Genomic DNA, 26,033 nt, shown 5'->3' on the forward strand with positions numbered 1-26,033 from the left:
CGGGGCGGCGCGGGCGGCTCCGACAGTTGACGAATCTCAGGGCGTGGAGGTCACGTCCTCCAGCTCTTCGAGCACGTCGGCCGGCGGTACGAAGAACGCGGAGCCGGTGATGGGCGTGGAGAAGTCCAGCAACCGGTCGTGCAGTCCTGGTGGGTCGCCGATGAACATCCGCTCGAGCATTTTCTCGATGACGGAGAGGCGACGTGAGTAGCCGATGAAGTAGGTGCCCATCTCGGTTGCCGGGCTACCGAACGGCATGTTGTCGCGGAGGATGTCGTGCTCGACGCCCTCGTCGTCGACGATGGTCGCCAGCGTCTTGTGTGCCTTCTGACCTGACTCCGCATCGTCGAGTTCGACGCCATCGGACTTTCGGCGGCCGATGATGGCCTCCTGCTGCTCGGTCGTCAGTGCATTCCACTTGTCCAGCGGGTGCGTGTACTTCTGCACCACGACGTAGCTGCCGCCGATCCCCGCCGGGTCTTCCTCCCCGATGAGCGTCGAATCGGGAAGGTCGGGACCGACCGGGTTCGCGGTGCCGTCCACGAATCCGAGGAGGTCCCGGACATCGAAGTACCGGAAGCCCTCGGTCTCATCCACCACGGTCACCGCTGAACCGAGCTCTTCGAGCAGGAGACGCTCGAACTCGAAGCAGAGGTCTCGGCGGTTCGAGCGGATGTGGAAGAGCAGGTCGCCAGGGGTGGAGGGCGCCTCGTGCACAGCACCGCGCACCGGCGCAAACGTGTGCAGCTCGGCCGGGAGGGGGCGGCCGGTGAGCTCTGCCCACACCCGCGCCCCGATACCGACGGTGCAGGCGAGCGCCGCATCGAGGTCACGGAATCCGACGGTCTTCAGCAGTCCGGAGAGGTCTGACAGCGCTGAGCGGACCGAGGCGTACGCATCGGTGCTGTCGCTGACGGTGACGACGAGGAACACCGCCGACCCTGTCAGCGGAGCATCGACACTCTGGGGGGCGATGGGCACGCGTCTGGTCTTGCTCATGCAATCTCCACCTGCCGAGTGTACGAACCAAGAACGCTTCGCACACTGGCTCTGACAGGGCTACCTACGGTCGCGCAATCTCGACTGGCGTCGTTCTCGCAGAACTCGCCATGCTCCTCGCCCTCCCGTCGAAAGAACCGCAGTCGGTGATGAGCTTCGCGAGCTTCCGCGTCGACGGCTTCCGAATCGCCGCCTGGCACCAGATCCACGCCTGGAGAGGACAAGACAACGGCCGTCACCCTCGTACATGGATACCTTTCACAGGGATGACCTCAGACCCCGGCGGCCGCCCACAGTCGGTCGAGCTTGAGAGCCAGGTGCAGAGTGCTCCGCTGCATCCCGTCCGCGAGAGCGGCCTTCACAAGGTCGGGGAGGTTGTCGAGGCGGTAGTACAGGGTCGTGCGGTGGATGTGCAGCTGTTCGCACGCAGCACGTACGTGGCCGGCGGCGTCGAGGTACGCCTCCACCGTCTCGCGGTTCGTGTCCCCGAGCGCGCAGAGGAGCTCCGCCGCAGGTGACGCCACCGCGAGGAGCCCACGATGGCCTTTCACTGCCTGCAGCAGCGCCCACCCACCCAGCCCGTCGCCACTGGTGACATCGGCGAGCTCCGGGATCGACTGGCTGAGTTCGGCTGCCGTCAGCGCTGCGTGCGCGGATCGGGCAAGATCTTCGTCTTCGGGGCGAAGCGCTGCAGTGCCGACGGTTTTCAAGGCAACCTGCTGACTGAGGGCCCACGCGCGGATGAGGGCGTCGATGTCAGAGCCCACTTTGACTCGGCTGGTGATGATGAACACGGCGTCGTCGCGTTCCCTCAGCACCTCGGCTCGGCCGGGAAGGTTTCTGCAGAGGGCATGCGTCAGTCGCAGCCGTTCCAGCGGGCCGACCTCGTCGTCGTAGACCAGCGCGTGCACATCGGACTTGTCGTGGCGATCCACCCACCGTTGCTTCGACGCGCGGCGAAGGCTTGCCCTTCTGATCCCAGGGTCCGCGTCCAGGAGGTTGCGGAGAACGGTCCGTCGCCCTTCCCCGCCGAGTGTGGGCCGGGAGTGAGCCGTCCAGAGCAGCTCGGCCGCGATGTCTACGACCGCCAGCTCCGTCGAGCGAAGCTCTTGGTCTCGCGCTGCGATGAGAGCCCATCCTGTGACGTCACCGTCTACGAGCAGCGGCACCGTGATCCATGAGGCGTCGGCTTCAGCACCGGAGGCCCCCCGTCCCCGGTGCTGAGCGCCGCGCGCTGTCTCCCGAAACCAGTCTTGAACGATGTCGGTCGGGCTGGACACGGACCCGCGCTGGAGAAGCTCGTAGTCGTCCGCGCGGTAGCTAACGCCGACGACGGCGCCTTCCCGGTCCACGACGACCACAGAACGAGCGAGCTCATGTGCGAGGTGCTCGACGATTCGCTGGCCTTCCATGGTGCTCTCCTGTTCCTCGACGGTGCGCGATAAAGGAACGGTACGTCCGCGGCTCAGGAGTGCGCGTGGGCATGATGGGACTACCCACAGGCTGTCCCTGACGTCACCAGGCAGAGCTCATCGTGACCCACGACGTTTGCGACGCCTGTCTGATTCTCCCGATGCATGCCGTGCTTACCGTTGCCGGATGGACGACCAGATCGACCAGAATGTGCCGCCGACCGGGAACGGTTGCCGCGAATGCCTCGACCAGGGTTCGTGGTGGCTACACCTGCGACGGTGCGCTGCGTGCGGGCATGTGGGCTGTTGCGATTCGTCGTTGAACAAGCACGCCGCCCGCCACTTCCGCGACACCGGACACCGTTTCGTTCAGAGCTTTGAACCGGGCGAGGACTGGTGGTGGGACTATCTCGAGGAGGTCGACCTCTCCGGGCCACTTCTGTTCCCGCCGACGCAGCATCCGGCCACGCAGAGCGCACCCGGACCGGAGGGACGCGTCCCCGTCGACTGGGAATCGCGGCTGCTGTCGCAGGAAGAAGACTGAGCGTCGAGGGAGGGAGCGGTGATCACGCTCCCTCCCTCGAATAAGGTCAGTCGGCGGCCTGCCAGTCGATGCCGGCTGCGGAGCCGCGCGCCCACTCAGGCAACAGTCCGTGGTCGTCGAAGTCTGAGCTGCTGAGGAGGAACGTCGGTACGGCCGGGAGCTTCCAGTTCGGGTCGTTCGTCATTCCGTCAGGTAACCGTTCGGGCGCGCGCTGCAGCTTGTGCGTTTGTCGTGACCGTTCCGACATTCGTCGAAGGGCACCGCGAACAGGATCCGTTCTACGCGGCGACACCGAGAGACAGCGCGAGGTTCCGGATGACGGAGTCCGTGAACGACCCTTCCTCGGCCGTGTACACGGTGACGGTGTGGCCGTTGAAGTCGGGGAGGGTGAAGTTCTGGATGTCGACGCACAGTTCACCGAGTCCCTCCACCGTCGCGCGTACCTCGTAGTTCAGGGGGACGTTCACTTCGTGCAGCTTCCACAGGCGGGCGAAGTCGCGGTCGGCTGCAACGGATTGGAGGACCTCGCGGTGCCGGGAAGACCTCTCGTCCGTCCGATAACGGAAGGCTGCGACAGTCTCCCTCGCGGTCCGCTCCCAGTCATCCAGCGTCCGGCGCCGGTCGTCTGAGAAAGTCAGTTGAACCGCGTTCACGCCGGCTCTGATATCACCCTGCGACACTGCGACCATGAGGTCATTCGCGGCCACGATGTCGAAGTTGCAATCCATGATGTACGCCGGTGTGAAACGCCAGCGCCGTAGCACCCTGTCGAGCGCCTCGCGCGCATGCGGTGCGTGAGTCGACACCCGAGGGGCGCCGATTCCGGCGAGACGATAGAGGTAATCGGTTGACAACACGCTGAGCCGCAGAGCGCGCGCTATCGCATCCAGCACCTGGCGGGACGGACTGCCGACGCGTCCTTGCTCGAGCCTCATGTAATACTCGCTGCTCATCCCAGCGAGCCGCGCAACCTCATCTCGACGAAGCCCAGGGACGCGTCTGCCCGCTTCACGAATCAGGCCCACGTCCTCCGGCTGGCAGGTATCGCGTCGCGCTCGTAGAAAGTCTCCCAGCGTGGCGCTGTACATCACCATCCTCGACTCCTCGTCTCGTCAACTTCGACAACGGTAGGAGAGCCGCCCGCGCCTCCACATCCCCCGCTCCTCGGCGGGACATCGCATGTTCCGAAGAATCGGTGCACCGTGTCTAAGAGGACTGCTCCGGTCGCGGTCGTGCTGCGAGCATCTGTTCTTTCACCTCGCGCCGAGTGTTCACGCGCCACTTGGTGAAGATGTGGCGGATATGTGCGACGACCGTGTGGGGTGACAGAAGGAGATCGTCCGCAATCTGCTGAGTGGTGCGGCCGGCGGCAATCCGCTCGGCGACTTGGAACTCCCGTGGCGTCAGACCGCTCCTCGTGTCGTTCTGGTCAGACGCGACCAACCGGGTTCTTACCCCGCGCTGCCGCAAGGTGTGGCGCACACGGTCAGCATCTCGTGCTGCGCCCAGATCGTCGTAGATGGCGAGCGCTTCCCTCAGCGGACCTTCCTGACCGACGTCAAGTTGGCCGACCGATTCGAGCACCCGAGCCAGCACCAACGGCCGCTCGACCTGACGCAGATGTTCGACGGCTTCGTAGAGGTCGGCGCTGCTGCCGTCGCGGATACCACGTGTGGCGGCGGACACCGCCTGAACGAGATGGTTGGCAGGATGGCGTGCCGCACGCATGGCTGTCACGTCCGCGATCCTTGCCAGCGAAGGTTCGTCGTCCACTGCACGGCAGATGATGGCGAGCGTGATGTGATCGCCGAAATCACTCGGTGTGGTCATGGACGGGATCGGCTCTTCGATGGACGACCATGCCAGGTTCGAGAACGCGTGGGCGTCCTCCGGGCGTCCGCCGTCGAGAGACTCGAGCGCCAGACTCCACCGCCCCGTTCGCGTGAGGGTGGTTCCGCCGGCCAGTTCATCCACAAGCGGACGAGTCTGTTCTCGAAGGTGGATGTCACCGGTGTGCATACCGACCCTATGGAGAACAATGCCGGCGGTCGCGTTGGCAAAGTCACCGAGACCCAGCTGCGCGGCAAGATCGAGCACTGCCTCCGCAAGCACTCGGGCATCCTCGAGCCGCCCGAGGTCGTAAAGCGCCCGAACTCTCACCATCAGCCAGTACGCCTCAGCGGTCACGTGCCGTCCTGAGCGTGCTTCAGCCAGACCGGCCTCGACAAGGCGCAGAGACCCCTCACCGTCCCCAAGAGTGTTCCGCATGAACGCCAGCCACAGTCCTTCGGGTAGCCACAGATTCGGGCTGGCGCCAGAGTCAGCGATGCGCTGCTCCGCGCGCCTCTGCAGACGTTCGGCGGCCTCGAACTGCCCCTGATAGAAGAAGAGCACCGACTCGCTCGCATCCAGCGTTGCCAAAGCGATGCCGTCTCGTTCGTCGTCCGCGGCAGCTCGTGCGAGATCGAGCTGCGTGCGCAGACCTGTCGAGTCGGCGATGTTGGCGTGGTTGAGAGCGCGGACAGCGAGAAGCTGTACACGGGTGGCATCTGAGACGCCGGGGATCGACAGCGCCTCAGTGGCCTCGGCAATGGCGGCGTCGAAGTCGTACTCGGTAAGTCGACGGGCGACCGCTAGCCCCACCCGAGCCCGCGACTCAGCGGAAAGAGCCGGCATCAGCGCGCGACTGATCTCCATCGCCTCATGCACCGGCGCGCCGGTGAGGAGAATCGGAACGAGCGCCGCGACTCTCTCCGTGTGCCAAGGCTGACCGCCTGCGAGGCGTGAGGCAAGAACGGCGAGCTCGGACGCCCCCTGCGCATCCGTCTCAGCAAGTTGGATGGCTGCGACGACGAGCAGTTCGATGGAATCTTCATCCTCCGAGTCGGCGACGCTCGCTATGGTCCGTGCGAGAGCAGCAGGGCGTTCACCTGCCTGAAGACGACGGTTCAGCACCTCCCTGGCCATCACACGTCGGAGACTGGGTGGCAAGCTGTCTTGCGCCGCGGAGTGCACCGTGTCATGCCGGAAACAGAGAGACGTTCCGGTGTCGATGATGAATCCGAGGTCTATGAGCTCCTGGACCGCCGGCGCCCCTTCAGCGGCCGTGCGGCCAAGGACTCCAAACACCCCAGCGACCGGGAACTCGCGACCGTAGAGGCTGCCGACCTGAGCCACCTGCAGTGCGTCCTTACTCACTCGGCTGAGCCGCTCCCGTGCTGACGTCCCGAAACGGGCCGGAACGACGTCCCGTTCCAGGTCGATGACGCCGCGGTCGACGCGGAGCAGACCTTCCTCCTCCATACCCTGCAGCAGCTCGAGCAGGATCAGCGGGTAGCCACCAGCGCGTTCCATCGCATGCGCGAGCGACGGTCCAGGAGCCGCGCCGAGTCGGTCGCGGGCGACCGCGCTGACAGCCTGCGCGTCGATGGGGAGGATGTCGATGACTGTTCCGACCGAGGCGACGACTGCCATGAATCGCGCGTGGCTAGGACCGTAGTTCCCCGTGCGGCTCGCGAACATCCAGTACACCGGGATGCCCTGGAGGTCTCTGAGGAGAGCGGTGATCACGCCGAGTGAACCCGCGTCCAGCCACTGCAGATCGTCGACGATGACCAACAGTCGATCCTCAGCGGCGAGGGACTCCAGTCGGTCTGCCAGCAACCGGGTGAGCCAGTACTGAGGTGCCGGCCCGTGCAGGAGGCCGGAGACCTCCTTGTCGGTGACCAGCCGCGCAGTGGTGCTCTGGGCTGCTTCCAGAAGCGCACCCAACGGGGCTGTAGCGGAGTCGGGTCCGGGCGCGACGACGAGTGTGGACCAGCCACGTTCCTCGGCCATGCGAAGGGCGTGCTGGACAAGGCGCGTCTTCCCGATGCCTGGGTCACCGACTAGTGCCGTCAGCTCCGTCTGGCCAGCTTCGACGGATGTGAAGGCGCGCGCCACCGTCTCTATCTCCGGGGCACGACCACGAAGCGGCGTGCGGAACCGACCGGCCACAGTTCCGGCCAGCGCGTCGAGGCCCATCCGACGCGCCTGCTCGCCCTCAACAAGCACCTCATGAACGTACACCGCGTTCCGGTACGGCCGGCTGGCCCCGGCTTGCCCCGTCTCACCGCCAACCTTCGTCATTTGTCGAGGCGCGAGAAGCGCCAGAGCGCTTGACTCTGTGTCGCTGACATCCGGCCAATCGAAAGGATCCGCCCATGAGCGCAACTGTCCGCTCCGACCTGGTGCTCTCGCACGCGGTCATCACCGCAGACGTCACCGCCAACTTCGACGACATCGACATCGAGGCGTGGCTGAAGAACCTCCCGACCCACGAATACCAGCGCTGTGCGCCCGGTGACCACAAGGCCGCCGGCTACACGGTGGACGACGACGGCACCCCGATGTCCATCAACATCGAGATGATCGGCTCCGGCCTGGTCATCCAGCAGTACCGCTACGAGGTCGCCAGCCCGCACTACTGCAAGATGGTCTCCATCTCCGACGTGCTCTCCCCGGCCGGCTGGACGACCACGCAGGTGATCTGGGAGCTCGGCATTGAACAGCTCGAGGGCGACCAGCTGCGCTACGTCAACACGGTCACGTCGCACCCGACCGAGGACTTCCTCAAGTTCATCGCGGACAAGGGTCAGACATACGAAGAGGCCGCCGCCGCCCGCCAGAAGGCATCCGGTCAGCACTGCGAGATCGAGACGCCGCACTACGCCGCCAGCATCGTTGCCTACGCGAACGCCCACCCGCGGTCCGCGGCCTCCTGAACGGGATCGTGAACATGACCACGGATACGCATGTCGCGCATCACACCGTCTCAGACCACGAGCACGGGGAGGCGTGCGGTCACGAAGCCGTCGCGCATGACGACCACGTGGACTACGTCCACGACGGTCACCGGCACGCCGCGCACGACGACCACTACGACGAGCACTGAACACGAAAGGCCGGGGGTGAGCATTCTGCCACCCCCGGTCGTTCGTCACCGAAGACCAGAAGGAAGTCATGACATCAGCCGTCCGCTTCACGCACCCCGGACCACCCGACGTCCTGCGTCTGATCCCTGTCCCGCGCACTGAGCCGGGGCCGGGTGAAATCCGTATCACCGTCCACGCGGCCGGCGTCAACAATGCCGACTTACTCGAGCGGCGAGGTCAGTATCCCGTGCCCCCGGGCGCCCCGCCGGGTCTGGGGCTGGAATGCGCCGGAGTCATCTCTGCCGTCGGCGGCGGCGTCGATGCATGGCAAATCGGCGACCGGGTCTGCGCCCTGCTCACCGGCGGCGGCTACTCGGAGGAGGTCGTCGTCCCCGCCGTGCAGGTGATGCCCGTGCCCCATGGCCTCACCATGGTCGAAGCGGCGGCGCTGCCCGAGGTCGCGTGCACGGTCTACTCGAACCTCTCCATGATTGTCGGGCTCCGCGAAGGGCAGAGCGTGCTCATCCACGGCGGAGCCGGCGGCATCGGCTCGTTCGCGGTGCAGTGGGCAAAGGCCATTGGCACGCGGGTGCTCAGCACCGGTGGATCGACCGTCAAGACAGACGCGATCCTCAACCTCGGCGCCGACGTCGCCATCAACTACCGCACCCAGGACTTCGTGAGGCAGACCCTCGCCCACACCGACGGGCGGGGTGTGGACGCCGTCCTCGACATCATCGGAGCTCCATACCTTGCGCGGAATATTGAATGTCTTGCTCCCGACGGCCATCTGGTCACCATCGGCGGCTCCGCATCATCCACACGCTTGGACCTGTGGGAACTGATGTCACGGCGAGCAAGCCTGTCGGCTACTCTCCTGCGCGCTCGACCCGCAGACCAGAAGTCCCGGATCACGGCAGGAGTCGTTCGGGATGTGTTCCCCCTCATCGAGGCGGGACGAATCCGTGCGGTCGTCGACTCGGTCTTCCCGCTGGCTCAAGCCGCGGCCGCGCACAGACGACTCGAGTCCGGTGACGTCATCGGCACCGTCGTCCTCGAAACCGACGCCAACCGCGAATGACGCCGGCGAAGGTGGACGGTAGGCAGCCGGCGGGTGCTGACTCCGGGCCTCTCACCGACGGCGCGCCGGTGCACGTGTGGGCCCCGCTCACCGTCCCCATCTACCGAGCGCTCTGGCTCACCGCACTGGTCAGCAACATCGGCACGTGGATGCAGACAGTCGGGGCCCAATGGTTCCTCGTCGAGCAGCACACCTCACCACTTCTCATCGCGCTCATCCAGACCGCGTCCGCCGCACCGGTTCTCCTCTTTGGCATCCCTGCCGGTGTTCTCGGCGAACTCCTCAACCGGCGATGGCTGCTGATTTGGATGCAGGCACTCCAAGTCGTCATCAGCGGCGCGCTCGTATGGCTCACCATCAGCGGCCAACTCACTTCCTACCTGCTGCTGGGCATAACGTTTCTCCTCGGCGCTGCGACGGCCGTGCAGCTGCCCGCCTATCAAGCACTTGCCACGGAGATCGTGCCGCGGCCGATGATTCCGATGGCAGCGTCGCTGAGCGCGATATCCATCAACACCGCCCGCGCCATCGGACCTGCGATTGCGGGCGTCCTGCTGTCCGCGTACGGGGTGGGCTTCGTCTTCGCGGTCAACGTCGCTTCCTACGCGGCGTTCCTTCTCGTCCTCATCTTCTGGCGCAAGTACGTTCCCAGCCCACACGAGCCCGAGCACTTCACCGACGCTGCTCGTGCCGGCATCAGATACGTATCGAACTCAGCTGTCGTCAAACGGATCTACGTCCGGTTGGGATTGTTCGTCGTCCCGGGCAGCGTGCTCTACGCGCTCCTCCCACTCATCGCCACGGACCGTCTTGCCCTCGACTCGGTCGGCTACGGGCTCCTTCTGGCGGGCCTTGGCGCCGGTTCCATTGCCGCCGCCTTCCTGGTGTCGTGGTTCCATCGCGTGGGCGTGAATCGAACGGTCTTCTCCTGTTCGGCGCTATTCGGACTGGCCACCGTCGGGGTTGCCGCATCGCCAAGTATCCTCCTCACGCTTCCTCTCCTCGCCGTTGCCGGCGCTTCATGGATCGGGGTCGTGGCGACTCTCAACGGGACGGTGCAGACGTTCTTGCCGGTGTGGGTCCGCTCACGCGGACTGTCGATCTATCAGATGGTGCTCTACGGCTCGATGGCCGCGGGTGGTCTTGTGAGCGGTGTGGTCGCCGGATGGATGGGTGCGGTAGTCACCTGCGCCATCGCCGGCGCTGTCACCGTTGTCGCCGCGACCACCCACCTCATCTGGCCGCTCGTCGACACCACGGACATGCGGCGCGCGTCAGTCGCACTGCCGCTGAAGACGGCGGACGCGGACGCGCACATCGACGGAGACGGCGCAACCCTGGTGACAGTGCGGTGGACCGTGAATGAGAAGGACCGCGCGGCATTCATCGCGCACGCCTCCCTCGTCGAACGCAGCCGACGGCGGACCGGCGCACGCACATGGGGCCTCTACGAAGACAGGGAACACGAGCAGGTACTCGTCGAAGTCTTCGCCGTTGGCAGCTGGCAGGAGCACCTGCAGCAGCACCGCACCCGCCTCACCCCGTATGACCAAGAGGTCCTGCACGGAGCAGACGCGCTCGCCCAGACCGTCGACGTTCAGCACCTCATCCAACTACCGAACCCCGTCACCCCCCATGGACGACAGGAGAAGAAGAGGTGACCCTTTCAATGGCAGACCTTGTCGGCGCGTGGCGGCTTGTCAGCGTCATCGAGGTGTTCGAGGACGGCGAGCGACGCCCGGAGTTCGGGCCGAACGCGGACGGGTACCTGTCCTACAGTCCCAACGGAATCGTCTCGGCGGTACTCGGCAGCATGGATCGGCCAGCGAGTTCGAGTTCGGATGCGCTGGCGGCCAGTGACGGCGAACTGGTAAGGATGGCGCGTCCCTTCATCGCCTACGCCGGACCCTTCACCGTCCAGCCAGACAGCGACACCGTCATCCACCACGTCGACGTGGCGCTGTTCACCAACTGGCAAACGGGAGACCAGATTCGCCAGGTGCTGGTGGAGAAGGACCAGCTCATCCTCAGCGCATCCCCACGCACGGGCGCGGACGGCCGAACGTTCCACAGCGAGCTCACCTGGGGGCGCATCCCGGGCCCATGACCACCGTCGCAACGATTCCACCTGTTCGGTCGCCATCGGAAGGAGAGCCGCCATCGCCAACGACACCGGTGCCGGCAAGGCTCATCCCCTGCATCGTGCGGGGGCGACCAATGGTCTGGTCGCTGCGACAGGCGTGCTGTTCATCTACTTCGCCGGAGCCGTCGGGCTGGTCATCCCACACGCACGCGCTCACGAGCGCGCCGAGGTCTTCTCCGCGATCTACGTCGTGAACCATCTCGCCTTCGGAGTACCCGCCATCGCTGCCGGGTTCCCTATTGCCCCCCTGGGGCTGAACACAGCTGTCGTCAGCTACGCATCGGTCATCGTCCCGGTGGCAGCCGTCGGCGTCTTCGTCCGGGCCGTGCCCGCGCAGAGCGCGAGCTCGCGACGCCGATGACGTCCGGAGACGCGCGACCCGCATCAACCAGGCGTCATTCGCTGCACGGGACTCTCGTCGATGCTGTGGCGTTCCATCCATCGCCCGGCTCGTGGGTAGCAGCCACTGAGGCAGCGATTGCGATGACGCTGCTCCCCAGCGCGTTCCTGTTCGCTGGGCAACTGCAGCTGGGGCTCCTCGCAACATTCGGAGCGCTCGTCGTCCTTTACCTCTCCGACCGCAGCCGCCGGGAACGTGCCGTGAAGCTCCCCATTGTCGCCGCCGCATTCCTGGCGTCCGTGGGCGTGGGCCTGGTGGCTGGAACCAACCTCGTTGCCAGCCTTGTCGCCGTGTGCGCTGTGGCGCTGATCTGCTCGTGGCTGAGCCTGTCCACGGGGGTCGGGCCGCCGGGTGCGATCTTCCCCGTTCTGAGCGCCGGCGCCGCAGCCCAGCTCGCAGCCTCCCCGCAACACGGAGGAATGGGGCTGGCGCCCGGGGTCATCGTCGGGATGGTGGCTCTGGGCGCGGCATGCGGCTACGCCGTGGTCGTCGCTCCGCTCCTCACGACAGCGGGGCGCCACCGCGATGCCGTGAGGCCTCACAACGTGGCGTGGTCGTTCGCGATGACGCCGGAGTCACAGCGCATCCTGTCGCGCCTCTCCTTCGCCGTCGTCATCTCCATGGCAGTCGGCTACTCCCTCGGTCTTCATCACGTGGCGTGGGTTCTCCTCGCCGCTATCGGAATCCTCCAGAAGGACTCCGACCTCTACGCCGGAACCGTCCGCCTGACACAACGTGTCGTCGGAACGACCGTGGGGGTGGGTGGAGCGCTCGCCTTCCTCGTGTGGACGCCGGAGGGCCTTTTCCTTATCGCGGTCGTCGGTGTGCTGGTCTTCGGGTTCGTGCTCTTCTTGCGGCGAAATCTCATGCTGGCTCTGATGCTCGTCACCCCCATGGCGCTGCTCTTGGTCGCCGGAGGCGTGCCGGGGCAGCTCGCCGCGTCAACAGGAAGCCGCCTCGTCGACACGCTTGTCGGAGCGGCAGTCGCCTCAGGTGTGCTGCTTGTCGCGTCCCTGTACAGACGAGCTCGCCTCCGTGCCAGAGGATGACCTCAGCAACCCGCATAACGAAACGGAGAGCGACGTGGGTACCCGAAACCCACGCCGCTCTCCTTGGCGGACCGTCAGCGCAGCGGAGTGATTCCCTGCGCGCCACGCGGGAAGGTGGCAAGCACGGTCGGGTCGATGTCGAGGTGCGCTGACACGAGCTGCGGCGGCACGTGGGACAGCCAGTTCGCGAGCGAGATCTCCTCATACCTGTCGGTGCGGAACACCTCGAGGAACTGCAGCACGTCATCGCCGGTGTTCTCGATGTAGTGCCCGAAGTTCTTCCGGACGACGCCGACATCACCGGCGCGGAAGTCGGTCGTGTTCGCATGCGGACCCGTGTTGAACACGGTCATCCGGGCCGAGCCGCGCAGGTAGTACTGCCACTCGTCCGCGTTCGGGTGCCAGTGCAGCTCCCGCATCGACCCGGGCTCGACCGTCACAAGCGCAGCCGCGACGGTGTTCGAGTACGCGTAGTTCGTGGAGTCCGCGATCTGAATGCTGCCGCCGCTGTTCTGGTAGAGCGGCTTGGACCGCGACAAACGGAAGATGACCGGTTCCATACCCCACTCGACACCGGCCGCTGACTGATCCATCTCGAGGGCAGGCGGCTCGTCGCCGGGGAAGATCCAGAGATTGTGCAGCGGGATGTCCCCGAAGACTTCCTGCGCGACGCCGAAGTTCTTCGCGAGGACCTCGGGCGGCGTGTGCGCGAACCAATCGGTGAGCAGCAGCGTGTTGGACTCCGACTGGTCACCGTCGTCGAACGCGAGGACGAACTCACCGCCGTCAGGGCCAAGACCCTGCAACGAGTGCGGAGTGCCAGCCGGGAAGAACCAGAGGTCGCCTTCCTCGACGTCCTCGACCGCCGGGAGGCCCGACCGGCTGAGCGTCGTGACGCGAACCTTGCCGCGCGCCATGACCGCCCACTCCGCAGTCTGGTGCCAGTGCAACTCACGGATGCCACCGGGCTCGAGGTACATGTTGACGCCCGCGATCTCATCCGAGATGTGGAAGTCCTGCTTCGTCAACTCCCGCGCCCACCCGCCCCGCTGGACGCGCCTCGGGGAGATGTTGAACGACGACCAAAAGAACGGTTGCGTCGAGATGTCCGTCGCTGGCGCATGAATCTGGTTCGGGAACTGCGACTCGATGACCACGTTCTGCGGCCCCGTCATCGTCGTGCTCTGCGGGCGGGTGAGGGTGTTCACCTCCCCCTCCTGCGGCAGATCGGGGTTGCCGAACGTCGGCGTCTCGTGGTGCGGCGCGGCGGTGTCGTCCGAGTCCATGGGGTTCTCCTTCGTCGGTCGGGACTGTCCCTCGGAGTCTCGTTCAGACATGAGCCTGCGTACTTCGACCAGCGACCGAAGGGATTCGACTCACGTCTAAGCCCGGAGCCGGAAGCGGCGACTTCCATGGACCACGCCCCGAACTGAGAGGTCTGATGTCGACACCCACCACCCACCGCCGGTTCCCGCTCCTCGAAACTGCGCCGGCCGCGATCTCGCTTGCCCTGGTCGCCGGCCTGCTGAACGCGTGGACGCTCGGGGCGGTGGGCACCTTCTCTACGGTGCAGTCCGGGAACCTCGTGTCCATCGGCTACTTCCTCGCCGACTCCGACCACCCCCGGGCGTGGTCCGCAGCGGCCTCCGTGCTCGCTTTCGCGCTCGGCGCCTTCCTCTGCAGCCTCTACGTGCTGTGGCGAGGGAGGGAACAGCGACCCTACTCAGCTGAGGTGCTGATCTTCGAGGTGGGGGTCCTTGCAGTCCTCGCCGCCGTGAACTGGTCGCCGGGCGCGAATCCGTGGTGGATCGCGTGGGCCATCAGCTTCATCGCGGGCGTACAGGGCAACGCGTTCCACCGTGAAACCGGGATGCTCTACGGCAACGTCGCTGTGACGTTCGTGCTCCAGATGGCAGCCAGCCTCACAGGGCGAGCGGTGGGCCGCGGCATCGACGATGACGGGCAGCCGCACATCCGGCCGGCCGCCGCCTATTTCCTTGTGCTCGTCGCGTTCGCCGGCGGTGGCGGTATCGGCTTCGCGCTGGACGCGCTGTGGGATGGGTCCTCCATCGTGGCCGCGGTCATGGCACTCATCGTGCTGTTCGTTGCCGCAGCCACTGTTCGGGGTGCGGTCGACCCGGCCCAGAATGCGCCCACCCCCTAGCCGAGACCAGGGGATATTCGAGTCGGCCGCGTTCAGATCGAAGGCAGCTTGAGGCCGCTCCGGCAACCGGTGCGCCTCTCGGTTGGGCCTGCCCAACGCATGCGACTCGGGTGGCAAGAGTCTGGACAGATGTAGGAGAAGGCAAGAGGTCGCTCCGGCTTATCGTGAACGTGCCTACCGCTCCACAAAGAGGTAGAGCACTCATCTGCAGCTGGATGCTGCCCCAACCACGAACCCTGGAGATCAGTCATGCCCTTTGTGACGACGGACGACGGCACCGAGATCTACTTCAAGGACTGGGGTCCCCGTGACGCCCAGCCGATCTACTTCCACCACGGCTGGCCGCTGTCCGCCGACGACTGGGACGCGCAGCTGCTCTACTTCCTCGACAAGGGATACCGCGTCATCGCCAGCGACCGCCGCGGCCACGGCCGCTCCTCGCAGACCAGCGTCGGCCACGACATGGAACACTACGCGAGCGACGCGAACGCGGTCGTCGAGCACCTCGATCTGCGCAACGCCATCCACATCGGACACTCGACCGGCGGCGGTCAGGTCGCCCGCTACGTCGCCACGTACGGCGAGCCCCAGGGCCGCGTCGCCAAGGCCGTGCTCGTCTCGTCCGTGCCGCCGCTGATGGTGCAGACCGAAGCGAACCCCGACGGCACCCCGATCTCCGTCTTCGACGGATTCCGTAGGGCACTCGCCGCCAACCGTGCCGAGTTCTTCCAGGCCGTCGCGTCCGGCCCGTTCTACGGATTCAATCGTGAGGGCGCGACCGTCTCCGAGGCCGTCATCGCGAACTGGTGGCGCCAGGGCATGACCGGAAGCGCGCTCGCCCACTACGAGGGCATCAAGGCGTTCTCGGAGACCGACCAGACCGAGGACCTCAAGGCGATCTCCGTTCCGGTGCTGGTTCTCCAGGGCGACGACGACCAGGTCGTGCCGTACAAGGACGCAGCCATCAAGCAGCACGAGCTGCTCAGCAACTCGGAGCTGAAGATCTACGAGGGCTACCCGCACGGGATGCTCACGATCCACGCGGACGTCATCAACGCCGACATCCTCGCGTTCATCCAGAAGTAGGCCTCCCGGCTCCCTGGGCAGGGGCCCGTCTGAGGCAGAGCCGCAGACGGGTCTCTGTGGCTTTGTCGAGTGCATTCCGGGCCTTGAGACAGTTCTTCCCGAAGATCTGCCCGGCCTGCGGGCGATTGTGAGCCGAGCACATCCCGTTAGACCCGCACTACGATCTGTGGTCGAGCACGACTCGTGTAGATTGTCTGCTGGGGCAGACGATGCTCTCAACGTCTCACACGTGACGCACATGTGTACACCGTGCCTTGCCGGGAAGCCGACTTCCCAGCGTTTGCAAGGCCTCGGGGCTGTAGTTCAATGGCAGAACTTCTGCTTCCCAAGCAGACAGCGCGGGTTCGATTCCCGTCAGCCCCTCCATGTCTCCCGCGATCGCCGCCCATGAGTACTCGCCCTGGGATTTCTGGAGCGAAGCGAGTCCGTCCGAGCGCGAAGCGCAGCTGCTCCTCCAGCAGACCGTCGTCTCCGGCCGCCCCGACCACGAGCTCGGCGACCAGTGCTTCCTCTCCGAGCTCGCTTCGATCGACAACGACTCGCTGCGCCTCGGCGACCGCACGTACGTCGCGGCGGGCGCTTACCTCACCGGCGACCTCCGTGCCGGGGCCGACTGCAGCATCAACCCGTACACGGTGATCCGCGGTCGCGTCACGATGGGCGACGGCGTGCGGATCGGTGCCCACACCTCGATCCTCGGTTTCAACCACTCGATGGAGTCGGGCACGCCTGTCTTCCGCCAGCCGCTGACCTCCAAGGGGATCGAGATCGGCGACGACGTGTGGATCGGCTCGCACGTCGTGATCCTCGACGGCGTCCGTGTCGGGTCGCACTCCGTGCTCGCCGCCAGCGCGGTCGTCACCAAGGACGTTCCGGCAGGTGCCGTCGTCGGCGGGAATCCCGCGCGGTTCATCCGCTGGCGCGTCGAGCCCGACGACACCGGAGTCCACCCCGATGCGGCGGCGGATGCTGCCGCCCGGGGCACCGAGGACCGGCCCGACTCCCCCGAACCGCGCGAGCCTGTGGAGACCCGGCCGGCAGTGCTCGCCGCCCTGGCCACGACCGCGTCGGAGGCTGCCGTCTCGCCCGAGCTCCGGTCCGTGCCCGAGTCCGAGCCCGAGTCCGAACCCGCGCCGGACGCAGAACTCCCGCCCGATGCCGACCCCACTCACACGCCGTCCCGCGCCCCCGCGCCCGGCGGCCCGACCGCAGCGCCGAACACCGTCTTGACCGCCGTCGGCGCCTCGTCCGGGAGCGATGACGTCACCGGCCTGGCCGAACGCGTCGCCGAACTGGCGGCGCGCGCGAGGGACGAGGCATCCGTCGTCCTGCAACGCACGTGGAACGACGACCTCGGACTCTTCACGGACCGCCCCGGCGCCGCCCCCACCGTACGCGCTCAGGCCGACGCGATCGAGATCGCGGATCTCCTGCTCGGCACGGCGCCGCCGCAGGCGTCGGTCGAGGCGCAGATCCGCCGACTGCAGGGCTGGCAGGATGCCACGACCGGCGCGGTCGCTCCCCTCGATGCGGACGGGCGTCAGCAGGCGGGCCTCGGCTTCTCCCACGGCGACGTCGCCTATCACGTGCTGAGCACGGGCTACGCGCTCGATCTGCTGGGATCGGCATTTCCCGCTCCTCTCACGTGGGTGACCGCGGCGACCCCCGAACGTGTCGTCGAGTTCTGCGAGAGTCTGCCGTGGGCCACCGACGCGTGGGGCGCCGGACACCACATCGACGGATTCGGCACCGCGATTCTGTGGACGAAGCGTGCGGGGCATCCGATTCCGGCGGGTGTGGAGGAGGCGCTGTTCGGCTGGCTGCTGCTCAACACCGACCCGCAGACCGGCATGTGGGGTTCGGCCACGCCCGACCGCGGGAATCTCCCCGTCGTGAATGGGTTCTACCGCGCCTCGCGCGGCACGTTCGCGCAGTTCGGCGTGCCGCTCCCCCACCCCGACCGCGTGATCGACACGGTGCTGCGCCACGCCCGCGACCCGCGGTGGTTCGCACCGGGCGCCCGCAACGCGTGCAACGTGCTCGACGTCGCGCACCCGCTGTGGCTCGCGCGCGGCACCGGCTACCGCGACGACGAGGTGCGAGAGCTGGCCGCGCGCCTGCTCTCCGACGCCCTGGCGACGTGGGTGCCCGGCGCCGGGTTCTCGTTCCGCGAGCCGAGCCCCGCGGCGCGCGGTCTCAGCGAGACCGAGCCGGGACTGCAGGGCACCGAGATGTGGCTCGCGATCCTCTGGTACCTCGCCGACCTCGCCGGAGTCTCCGATGCGCTCGGCTACCGGCCCCGCGGCGTGCACCGGCCGGAGCCCGCCGCCACACTGCGGTAGGCCGCACCGCGCCGTACCGGCGAGAGGAGGCCCGGTCGCAGCCGGCGACGGTGAAGCGGCAGCGCGCATGCCGGGCGTGTGGATATCCGGATGCCGCGGCCCGCAGCATCCGTGACGATCGAGGTGCTCCGCGAGTAGGGTCGAGCGATGCGCGCGATCCCCGACAGTCTCGACGCGGTGGTCGTCAGCGAGATCGACCGGCGCCTGGAATCCGTCGCGGCGGAGCACGGCGTGCGGATCCCGTGGGCCATCGAGAGCGGCAGCCGGGCGTGGGGGTTCCCCTCGCCCGACAGCGACTACGACTGCCGGTTCCTGTTCGTGGGGCGACGCGAGCGCTACCTCACGCTGTGGCCCGCACGCGACGTGATCGAGACGCCGCTGGACAAGGTCTTCGACGTCAACGGCTGGGACCTGGCCAAGGCGCTCACGCTGATGGCGCGGGGCAACGCCACGCCGATCGAGTGGCTGCGCTCCCCCATCGTCTACGGCGGCGACACCGCGTTCCGCGACGAGCTGCTGGCGTACGCGGCCGCCGTCGTGGAGCGCGGTGCGATCTCCCGCCACTACCTCCATGTGGCGCGGCGCCAGCAGACGGGAACGCAGACCCTGAAGCGGTTCTTCTACGTGCTGCGCCCGGCCGCCGCGCTGCGGTGGCTCGCCGACCACCCGGGTGACCCCGTGCCGCCGATGGATCTGCCGACGCTGCTATCCGAGACCACGGTGTCGGATGAGATCCGGGATGCCGCCGCCGACCTCATCGCCCTCAAGTCGGTGACGCGCGAACTGGGCTCTGGAGAGGCGCCCGCGGTGCTCGCGCGCTTCGCCGCGCAAGAACTGGAACGCGCGGAGGCGCTCGAGGGCGTGGCGCCGGTGCGGGATCAGCGCAAGGTGCGAGAGCAGGCGGACGAGCTGTTCCTGCGGATCGTGGGCTGACGCGGGCGGATCTGCGCGCCGCTTCGAACTGTGTTCGTCGGCGTCCGGAGATCACCGGCAGCGCCGACGGATGTCGGAGGTCATTCGTATATTTGTTCTATGAACTTCTCGGCCGCCCCCTCCCCCGCGATGCGGTTGACGGATGCTGCCGCTCGGGTCGCCTCGCGGCTCGGCGACGGCGGTGCCGAAGTGGGAGGGCTCGCCGACGACGATCTCCTGGCACTGCTCGCCGACGCGACGGAGGCGCGGAAGGCGCTCGAGCTGATCGTCGCAGGAGCGTCGGCGGAGGTGTCGCGCCGCTCGTCACGCGAGCTCGGCTACGACGGGCTCGCGCAGCGAAAGGGTCTGCGCACCGGCACGGCGCTCGTGCAGCACCTCACGGGGCTCGGGAAAGCAGACGTCGCGCGGGCTGTGGACGCGGGCAGGGAACTCGCACCGGCGGAGCCGCCGGCAGCCGATGTCTCCAGGGCAAGCATTCCGGCGGCACCGGTGGTCCAGGAGTGGCTGGGCGCGCTTCGAGATGCACTCGCGTCGGGAGGTCTGACGCAGGCGCAGTTCCAGGCGATCCGCTCCGGTCTCGGAGAACCGCCCGTCGACCGCTACCCGGAGCTGGCGCCCGACTTCCTCCCGCAGGCGTGGGCTCGCGCCGTGAACATGCTGCTCGAAGAAGCGAGCGGGCTGCCCGTGGAAGAGCTCCGCAGCCAGGCGCGCATCGCGCGAGATCGGCTCGATCCGGTCGGCGTCACGCTCCGTTTCGAAGAGCGCTTCGACGCCCGGTCCTTCCGCACCTGGATCGACCACGACGGTCAGCGGCACGCGCACATCCTCTTCGACGACGAGGCGGGCGCCTGGGTGGATGCCCTCCTGCAAGCCGCACTGCGGCCACGTCGCGGGCCGCGCTTCGTCGGCACCGACGCCATCGAGAAGACGCGCGCGGCCGAGGCAGACAGCCGGTCGAACGAGCAGCTGCAGTACGACACGATCATCGCCGTGCTGCGCACAGGCGCGAACGCCGACCCCCAGCAGGCATTCGGCGACCGGCAGCCGGGAGTGCGTATCGTCATCGAGGCGGGCGCGGTGGCGGGCGGCGGTGAACGCGGCGAGATGCACGTCACCGGCGTCGGGCACATGGAAGACGGCGGACACGCTCTGCCCGGGGGCGTCATCGAGGCGCGCATGTGCGAGTCCGGCGTGATCCCGCTGATGTGGGGGCCGGATGGGCGCCCGCTCGACGTCGGGCGTGAGCTTCGCCTGTTCACGAGAAAGCAGCGCATCGCCATCGCCGCCCGCGACGGCGGCTGCATGTGGCCGTCCTGCGGCGCGCCGATCTCGCAGTGCGAGTATCACCACATCGATCACTGGTGGGAGCATCACGGGCGCACCGATGTCGACGATGGGATCGCGCTCTGCCGCAACTGCCATCTGCGCCTTCACAACCAGCGGTGGCGCATCACGCGGACGCGAGATGCCCTCACCGACGCCGACACGTACTGGCTCCATCCACCGCCCGACCCCGCCACGGGTGAGATCGGCGCGCCCGTCGAGCTGCGCTCGAAGTCGCCCCGGCGATTCGAGGCGGCATGATAAGGGGGCGTGCGAGCTTGGCTCTCCGGAGCTCCGCGATCGGGACGACCTCCGCGATCGGTACGGGGCGGTCAAGATCGAGCTCGCACGCGATCCTGGCATGGACATCGAGACCTACCTGGCTCTCAAGTCTCCGGTGCTTCAGGAAGTGCTCGTCCTGTCCGATCTCACCGACGCGGAGAAGCACGCGATCCTGGCCGTCAACACGAGCTTCTGAACGGAGGTCGCGGCGCGGCATCCGCTGTTCTGCGAGTCGATGCGCGGCAGCGATTGCCTGCCGTACTGTGAGCGGATGGCGTTCGATCCCAGTGACGTTCCGGCATTCGTGGCCTTCGTGCGTGCCGAAGCGCAGGGCGTCGTCGCGACCGTGTCGCCGTCGGGGGCGCCCGAGGCGGCGCTCGTCGGAATCGCCGCACTCGATGACGGCACTCTCGTGTTCGACACGCTCGTCGGCTCGCGCAAGGCCGAGAACCTGCGCCACGACCACCGCATCGCGGTCGTCATCGGGACGGACGGCGCGGTGTCGGCGCAGATCGACGGCTTCGGCACGATCGTGCGCGGCACGCTCCGCGAGGAGTACGGCGGCGCCTACAACGAGCAGTTCCCGGGATCACGCGCGCTCGACCCTGACTTCGCCGTCGTCGTCGTGCGGCCGGCGTGGGTGCGGGTCTACGACGCGTCGGCGACTCCGGCCCGTGTCACCGAATCGCGCTGGTGAGCGCTTCGCCGCCGACGACCGCAGGGTGCAGATGCTCGGACGAAAGCGCCACGACCGCCTGACGGGCACCGGCGGCGAGGCATCCGTCCAGATCCGCATCCGAGAGCGACGCGGCGAGGAATCCGGCGAAGAACGCGTCGCCCGCACCGTTCGTGTCCACGACGTCGACCGGCACCGCATCGACGGTCGCGCGCTCCCCTGAAGCTGCGAGGGCGATGGCTCCGCGCGCGCCGAGCGTGCAGACGGCAAGCCGCGGTCCACGGTCGAGGCAGCTCTGCATCAACGCCCACGGATCGTCGGTCGCGTCGTCGTTCATGAAGACCACGTCGGCGGAGCGGAGGAACGGTTCGTGGAACTCCGCAGCCCCGTCGTAGTCGTGGAGGTCGGTCCAGATCGGGGCGCCCGCGGCGCCGGCGAGGCGGCGGTCCACGATCGTCGCGCCGACCCCGCTGAGATCGACCACCGCGATGTCCGCGCCGGCAAGGGCGGCCTCGATACGGCCGATCTCCTCGTCGGATGCGGCCGACGGCGTCGCGAGGTAGAGGCTCACGCGCTCCCCCGCCGCGGTCATCAGGTTCGCGTGCCGCTCGGTGCGCTGCGAGGGATAGGCGGCGACCTGCACGCCCGCCGCGTCGAGCGCGGCGGAGACGTGCCGGCCGTCGTCGTCGGTGCCCAGCAGCGCGTGGAGCGTGACGTCGACGCCGCGATCGGCGAGGTGCAGCGCCTTGCCGGCCGACGTCCCACCGAGCGTATGCAGGTCGCCGAGCGCGAACTGCATGTGCGGCACCGGTTCGGGGAGGCGGTCGAGGAGGATGAGGTGGTTCCACGACGCGGGTCCGCACACGGCGACCCGGGCGCCAGACGCAAGGGGCATCCGCCCAGTCAACCAGTCGCGGAGCCGGCCCGGAGCCGTGGACCGCGAGAACGTCGTCGTCGTTCTCGACGAAGACGTCGTCTCACAGCCGCAGAACCCCGGGAACGACGACGCCGACAGCCGGCCGCCGATCACGCCGACTGCGAATCAGCCGCGGTGCCGCCGCCGGCTACTCCTCGAGCGGGCCGAGATCGGGCCCGGCGACGAAGCGCGCCTCGGCCTGCGTGACGCGATCCAGCTCCACCACCACCAGCACATTCTCGCCCGCGGTCAGCGCGGCAGCCGGCACGTAGAGGGTGCGCTGCGGGCCGCTCGACCAGAAGCGGCCGAGTAGGAAGCCGTTGACGAGCGCGAAGCCCTTGCCCCAGCCGTGAGTGTCGAGGAAGAGGTCGGCGGGATCGTCGAGCGTGAACGAGCCCCGCAGCACGAACGGGGCGACACCGGCCTCCGCGGACGCGCCGGTCGCAGCATCCACCGCCGAAGCACCGAGGGCGGCGACGTCGATGGGCGTCGCGGTCCACCCGGTGAGGGGCTCACCCGCCAGCGTCACCGGACCGAGGAGACCCTTGGGCTCGCCGAGGCGCACGTCATAGTTGACGCGGCCCTGCTCCTCCACGAGCACGCGCACGCGCCGGCCCGCCGGAACGACGAGCGCATCCTCGTGACGAGTGCGCGACAGCGTACCGACGGACACACCGTCGACCGAGACCCACGCGTGGTCGCGCACCTCGCCGAAGCGCAGCACTCCCCCGGTGCCGTCCAGGTCGGCCTCGTACGCGACGAGCGCGCTCAGGTGTTCGAGCTGCTCGAACGTCGGCGGCAGCTCATGACGGGAACCGGATGCTGCCGCCTCGGCCACGACCGGCTCCAGAGCGACCTCGAACGCCGGGGCCGGCCCGCTGACCGCGGGCACCTCGTCAGGCACCGGCGCGTACTTCGCGATGACATCACGGAACGCGAAGTACTTCTCCGTCGGATCGCCGCGCTCGTCGAGCGGGGCGTCGTAGTCGTACGACGTCACGATCGGCAGGTAGCGGCCCTTGTCGTTCGCACCGTTCGTGAGCCCGAAGTTGGTGCCGCCGTGGAACATGTAGAAGTTCACCGATGCACCCGATGCCAGCAGCGCGTCGAGCTCGGCGGCCGATGCGGCCGCAGGCGTCGTGTGGTGCGTGTTGCCCCACCAGTCGAACCAGCCGTCCCAGAACTCGGCGCACATGAGCGGTCCGGTGGGCTGGTGACGGCGGAGAGTCTCGAGGCGCTCAACCGCGCGCGAGCCGAACGAACCCGTGAGGTGCACTCCCGCGACACTGCCGTCGCGGAGCATCTGGTCCGTCGGCTGGTCGATCGTGGTGAGCGGGACGGTGATGCCGGCATCCTTCGTCACCCGCACGAGGTGCTCGAGGTAGGCGGTGTCGTTTCCGTACGCGCCGTACTCGTTCTCGATCTGCACCAGGATGACGGGTCCGCCGCGGTCGATCTGGTGCACAGCGACGATCTCGTACACGCGCTCGAGGTACGCGGTCACCTCTTCGAGGTAGCGAGGCTCAGAACGGCGAAGGCCGACGCCCTCGAGCGCCGTCAGCCAGACGGGGAGTCCGCCGTTGTGCCATTCGGCGCAGATGTAGGGGCCGGGACGCACGATCGCGTGCATTCCTTCCTCCGCGACGAGCTCGAGGAACCGGCCGAGGTCGTTCCAGCCGGTCGCGTCCCACTCGCCGCGCACCGGCTCGTGGGCGTTCCACGCGACGTACGTCTCGATGGTGTTGAGCCCCATCTGCTTCGCCTTGCGGATGCGGTCGGCCCACTGCCCCGGGTGCACCCGGAAATAATGCAGCGCCCCGGCGAGCACCCGGAAGGGTTCTCCGTCGAGGAGGAAGTCGGTCTCGCCGATCGCGAACGAGCGCGCGCGGGCGGTCATCGCGCAGCCGTGCGGGCGTGAAGCACCGCGGCGAGGCGCTCGAGCTGGGACGAGTCCTCGAGGGCCGAGCCGACGGCGGCGACGCGCACACCGGCGGCGAGGAACTCCTCGACGTTCGAGGCATCGAGCCCGCCCGTCGCGACGAACTTCACCTGCGGGAACGGTCCGCGGATGTGCCGGAACCAACCGCTGCCGAGCCACGTCGCGGGGAACGCCTTGAGCCACGTCAGCCCGAGCGAGACGGCGAGCTGGACCTCGCTGGGGGTGGCGACACCGGGGAGGATCGGGATGCCGGCATCCTGCGCCGCCCGGACGACGACCGGGTCGAGTCCCGGCGAGACCAGATACACCGCGCCGGCGTCGGCGGCCCGCGTCACCTGCTCGGGCGTGATGATGGTGCCGGCGCCGACGCTCTTGCCGCGGGCCTTCGCGGCCTCCACGACGGCACGCAGGGCGCGCTCGTCCTCGTCGGTCTGCAGCGGCACCTCGACCGAATCGATCCCGAGGTCCCATGCGGTCTCGGAGAGGCGCACCGAGCGCTCGACGCCCATGCCGCGGAGGATCGCCATGAGCGGGGCCCCGGCGAACGCGTCGTCGAACCAGGCGGCCTGGGCGACAGCATCCGTCGCGCTCGATGAGGTGGGCTGGGAGGTCATTCGCGGGTCCTTCGGGTGCCGGGTTGGGTCATCGTTGCGGGTTCGGGGCGCACCGCGTGCGCTCGGGGCGTGCGGCGTGCGCCCCGAACGTGCGGGACGCGCCCCGAACCCGTCATGTCGGGGTAGGGATGCCGGCGGCGGGAGCCGGAGCGGCAGCCGGAGCCGGACCCGGGGCGGCGGGAGCCGGAGCGGCAGCCGGAGCCGGGTCGGCGGACGGAGCCGGGTCGGCGGCGGGAGCCGGGGCGGCGGGCTCGTCGATCGAGTCGGTGGTGGTCTGGAGGGTGCGGGCGGCGCGGGCGTGGCCGGCCCGCAGGCGGTCCGATACCGAGTCGCCCGAGAGCAGGCCCGCCAGGTACCCGCCGGCGAAGGCGTCGCCGGCGCCGACCGGTTCGACGACCTCGACGACGAGCGCGGGTTCGAACACCTCGTCGTCCCCGACGAACGCGGTCGCGCCGATGTCGCCGTCCTTGACGATGAGTTCGGCCACGTCCGGCAGGAGGGCACGCACATCGGCCGCGGTCGGGGTGGACCAGAGCGTTTCGGCCTCGTCGCGGCCCACGAGCACGATGTCGGCGCTGCGGGCGAGCTCGAGCAGCGCGGGTGCGGCGGTCGCCGCATCCCACAGCGGCGCGCGGTGGTTCACATCGAACGACACCGGCACGCCGTGCTCCCGGGCGCGAGCGATCACACGCGAGAGGAACGCGGCGGCGGACGCCGAGATCGCGGCCGTGATGCCCGAGACGTGCAGCAGGTCGACACCGTCGAACGACACGTCGTCCGCGTCGGAATCCGACAGGTGCGCCGCAGCGGAGCCCCGCCGGTAGTAGAGCACCCCGTTGCCGGGATCCTTCACGTACAGCCCGGTCGGGTGCCCGTCGTCGAACACGACGCGCGAGACATCCACGCCCCGCGCCGAGAGCTGGCGAGCGATGCGATGGCCGAGAGCGTCCTCGCCGAGCCGGCTGAACCAGACGGCACGGTGTCCGAGCGCGGCCACGTGCGCGGCGACGTTCGACTCCGCTCCCCCGGCGTCGAGCAGGAACGCGTCCGCGTCGGCGACGGGAGTCGCGACGACGGGCGTCACCATCGCCATGGTCTCGCCGATCGCGAGCAGAGTCCGGGGCACCCCGCCAGCGTAGTCAGGCTGCAGCATCCGTCGCCCTCCCCTGCGGGACCGCGCGAAACTCGGAGATCCGGACCCCCGCGGCCGCCGGCGC

24 protein-coding genes and 1 tRNA gene are annotated in these 26,033 nt (G+C 68.1%); 15 read left to right on the forward strand and 10 right to left on the reverse strand.

The features are described 5' to 3' along the window. Positions 1–36 precede the first annotated feature (36 nt). Together J2Y46_RS03730 and J2Y46_RS03735 are read right to left on the reverse strand one after the other, a co-directional pair. A complete protein-coding gene (locus J2Y46_RS03730; RefSeq protein ID WP_045299431.1) occupies positions 37–999 on the reverse strand; it encodes a Dyp-type peroxidase in 963 nt (320 codons plus the stop codon). A 272-nt stretch (positions 1,000–1,271) separates the two neighbouring features. Beyond that, positions 1,272–2,411: a CdaR family transcriptional regulator gene (locus J2Y46_RS03735; RefSeq protein ID WP_045299433.1), complete on the reverse strand. Its 1,140-nt coding sequence runs from the start codon at positions 2,409–2,411 to the stop codon at positions 1,272–1,274. Positions 2,412–2,598: 187 nt separating this feature from the next. Here J2Y46_RS03735 and J2Y46_RS03740 point away from each other — a divergent pair, with 187 nt between their 5' ends. Further along, positions 2,599–2,955: a UBP-type zinc finger domain-containing protein gene (locus J2Y46_RS03740; RefSeq protein ID WP_045299438.1), complete on the forward strand. Its 357-nt coding sequence runs from the start codon at positions 2,599–2,601 to the stop codon at positions 2,953–2,955. 46 nt (positions 2,956–3,001) lie between these two features. On the opposite strand, the gene J2Y46_RS03745 is transcribed toward J2Y46_RS03740, so the two are convergent. The 3 genes from J2Y46_RS03745 to J2Y46_RS03755 all read right to left on the reverse strand — a co-directional run bounded on the left by J2Y46_RS03745 (position 3,002) and on the right by J2Y46_RS03755 (position 7,083). Continuing rightward, entirely contained in the window at positions 3,002–3,139 is a 138-nt protein-coding gene (locus J2Y46_RS03745) for a hypothetical protein (RefSeq protein WP_157005527.1), read from the reverse strand. A gap of 94 nt (positions 3,140–3,233) precedes the next feature. Beyond that, positions 3,234–4,049: a helix-turn-helix transcriptional regulator gene (locus J2Y46_RS03750; protein ID WP_310240317.1), complete on the reverse strand. Its 816-nt coding sequence runs from the start codon at positions 4,047–4,049 to the stop codon at positions 3,234–3,236. A 112-nt stretch (positions 4,050–4,161) separates the two neighbouring features. Further along, positions 4,162–7,083: an AAA family ATPase gene (locus J2Y46_RS03755; RefSeq protein WP_310240319.1), complete on the reverse strand. Its 2,922-nt coding sequence runs from the start codon at positions 7,081–7,083 to the stop codon at positions 4,162–4,164. Positions 7,084–7,157: 74 nt separating this feature from the next. On the opposite strand from J2Y46_RS03755, the gene J2Y46_RS03760 reads away from it, so the two are divergent. The 7 genes from J2Y46_RS03760 to J2Y46_RS03790 all read left to right on the forward strand — a co-directional run bounded on the left by J2Y46_RS03760 (position 7,158) and on the right by J2Y46_RS03790 (position 12,541). After that, positions 7,158–7,718 carry a hypothetical protein gene (locus J2Y46_RS03760; RefSeq protein WP_045299442.1) on the forward strand — a complete coding sequence of 187 codons (561 nt, stop codon included), beginning with the start codon at positions 7,158–7,160 and terminating at the stop codon, positions 7,716–7,718. Positions 7,719–7,732: 14 nt separating this feature from the next. Continuing rightward, positions 7,733–7,888, forward strand: a complete 156-nt coding sequence (locus J2Y46_RS03765; RefSeq protein ID WP_310240322.1) for a zinc transporter permease — start codon at positions 7,733–7,735, stop codon at positions 7,886–7,888. A gap of 68 nt (positions 7,889–7,956) precedes the next feature. Further along, positions 7,957–8,949, forward strand: a complete 993-nt coding sequence (locus J2Y46_RS03770; protein WP_045299444.1) for an NAD(P)H-quinone oxidoreductase — start codon at positions 7,957–7,959, stop codon at positions 8,947–8,949. After that, a complete protein-coding gene (locus J2Y46_RS03775) occupies positions 8,946–10,610 on the forward strand; it encodes an MFS transporter (protein WP_052676789.1) in 1,665 nt (554 codons plus the stop codon). The genes J2Y46_RS03770 and J2Y46_RS03775 overlap by 4 nt, the downstream gene beginning before the upstream one ends. Positions 10,611–10,618: 8 nt before the next feature. Continuing rightward, complete coding sequence (locus J2Y46_RS03780; RefSeq protein ID WP_045299628.1) at positions 10,619–11,056, forward strand: lipocalin-like domain-containing protein; 438 nt, start codon at positions 10,619–10,621, stop codon at positions 11,054–11,056. 133 nt (positions 11,057–11,189) lie between these two features. Next, positions 11,190–11,453, forward strand: coding sequence for a hypothetical protein (locus J2Y46_RS03785; RefSeq protein ID WP_310240325.1), 264 nt, complete (start codon positions 11,190–11,192; stop codon positions 11,451–11,453). Between the two features lie 122 nt (positions 11,454–11,575). After that, a complete protein-coding gene (locus J2Y46_RS03790; protein ID WP_045299447.1) occupies positions 11,576–12,541 on the forward strand; it encodes an FUSC family protein in 966 nt (321 codons plus the stop codon). 74 nt (positions 12,542–12,615) lie between these two features. Here J2Y46_RS03790 and J2Y46_RS03795 read toward each other — a convergent pair whose 3' ends face one another. Further along, positions 12,616–13,827, reverse strand: coding sequence for a cupin domain-containing protein (locus tag J2Y46_RS03795; RefSeq protein WP_045299449.1), 1,212 nt, complete (start codon positions 13,825–13,827; stop codon positions 12,616–12,618). A 155-nt stretch (positions 13,828–13,982) separates the two neighbouring features. Between J2Y46_RS03795 and J2Y46_RS03800 the strand changes: the two genes are divergently transcribed. From J2Y46_RS03800 to J2Y46_RS03830, 7 genes are all read left to right on the forward strand, one after another. After that, positions 13,983–14,705, forward strand: coding sequence for a YoaK family protein (locus J2Y46_RS03800; RefSeq protein ID WP_310240329.1), 723 nt, complete (start codon positions 13,983–13,985; stop codon positions 14,703–14,705). A gap of 249 nt (positions 14,706–14,954) precedes the next feature. Next, positions 14,955–15,791 carry an alpha/beta hydrolase gene (locus J2Y46_RS03805; RefSeq protein WP_310240331.1) on the forward strand — a complete coding sequence of 279 codons (837 nt, stop codon included), beginning with the start codon at positions 14,955–14,957 and terminating at the stop codon, positions 15,789–15,791. A gap of 292 nt (positions 15,792–16,083) precedes the next feature. Next, positions 16,084–16,157: transfer RNA gene (locus J2Y46_RS03810), tRNA-Gly, on the forward strand. Continuing rightward, entirely contained in the window at positions 16,157–18,133 is a 1,977-nt protein-coding gene (locus J2Y46_RS03815) for a DapH/DapD/GlmU-related protein (protein WP_310240333.1), read from the forward strand. Before J2Y46_RS03810 ends, J2Y46_RS03815 begins: the two co-directional genes overlap by 1 nt. Positions 18,134–18,280: 147 nt before the next feature. Beyond that, a complete protein-coding gene (locus J2Y46_RS03820) occupies positions 18,281–19,066 on the forward strand; it encodes a nucleotidyltransferase domain-containing protein (protein ID WP_310240334.1) in 786 nt (261 codons plus the stop codon). Between the two features lie 99 nt (positions 19,067–19,165). Then, entirely contained in the window at positions 19,166–20,650 is a 1,485-nt protein-coding gene (locus J2Y46_RS03825) for a DUF222 domain-containing protein (protein WP_310240335.1), read from the forward strand. Positions 20,651–20,942: 292 nt separating this feature from the next. After that, the gene (locus J2Y46_RS03830) at positions 20,943–21,368 is read left to right on the forward strand and encodes a pyridoxamine 5'-phosphate oxidase family protein (RefSeq protein WP_045301753.1); all 426 of its coding nucleotides are present in this window, start codon (positions 20,943–20,945) and stop codon (positions 21,366–21,368) included. On the opposite strand, the gene J2Y46_RS03835 is transcribed toward J2Y46_RS03830, so the two are convergent. From J2Y46_RS03835 to J2Y46_RS03850, 4 genes are all read right to left on the reverse strand, one after another. Beyond that, positions 21,349–22,242 carry a carbohydrate kinase family protein gene (locus tag J2Y46_RS03835; protein WP_310240337.1) on the reverse strand — a complete coding sequence of 298 codons (894 nt, stop codon included), beginning with the start codon at positions 22,240–22,242 and terminating at the stop codon, positions 21,349–21,351. The genes J2Y46_RS03830 and J2Y46_RS03835 overlap by 20 nt on opposite strands. Before the next feature lie 169 nt (positions 22,243–22,411). Further along, positions 22,412–24,160 (reverse strand): beta-galactosidase, encoded by a 1,749-nt coding sequence (locus J2Y46_RS03840; RefSeq protein ID WP_310240339.1) that lies wholly within the window; start codon positions 24,158–24,160, stop codon positions 22,412–22,414. After that, a complete protein-coding gene (locus J2Y46_RS03845) occupies positions 24,157–24,816 on the reverse strand; it encodes a bifunctional 4-hydroxy-2-oxoglutarate aldolase/2-dehydro-3-deoxy-phosphogluconate aldolase (protein WP_310240341.1) in 660 nt (219 codons plus the stop codon). Before J2Y46_RS03845 ends, J2Y46_RS03840 begins: the two co-directional genes overlap by 4 nt. A 112-nt stretch (positions 24,817–24,928) precedes the next feature. Beyond that, positions 24,929–25,942 carry a sugar kinase gene (locus J2Y46_RS03850; RefSeq protein WP_084695763.1) on the reverse strand — a complete coding sequence of 338 codons (1,014 nt, stop codon included), beginning with the start codon at positions 25,940–25,942 and terminating at the stop codon, positions 24,929–24,931. Positions 25,943–26,033 lie beyond the last annotated feature (91 nt).

Origin of the sequence: Microbacterium sp. BE35 (assembly GCF_031457705.1) — a bacterium.
GTDB classification, from domain to species: Bacteria; Actinomycetota; Actinomycetes; order Actinomycetales; family Microbacteriaceae; genus Microbacterium; species Microbacterium trichothecenolyticum.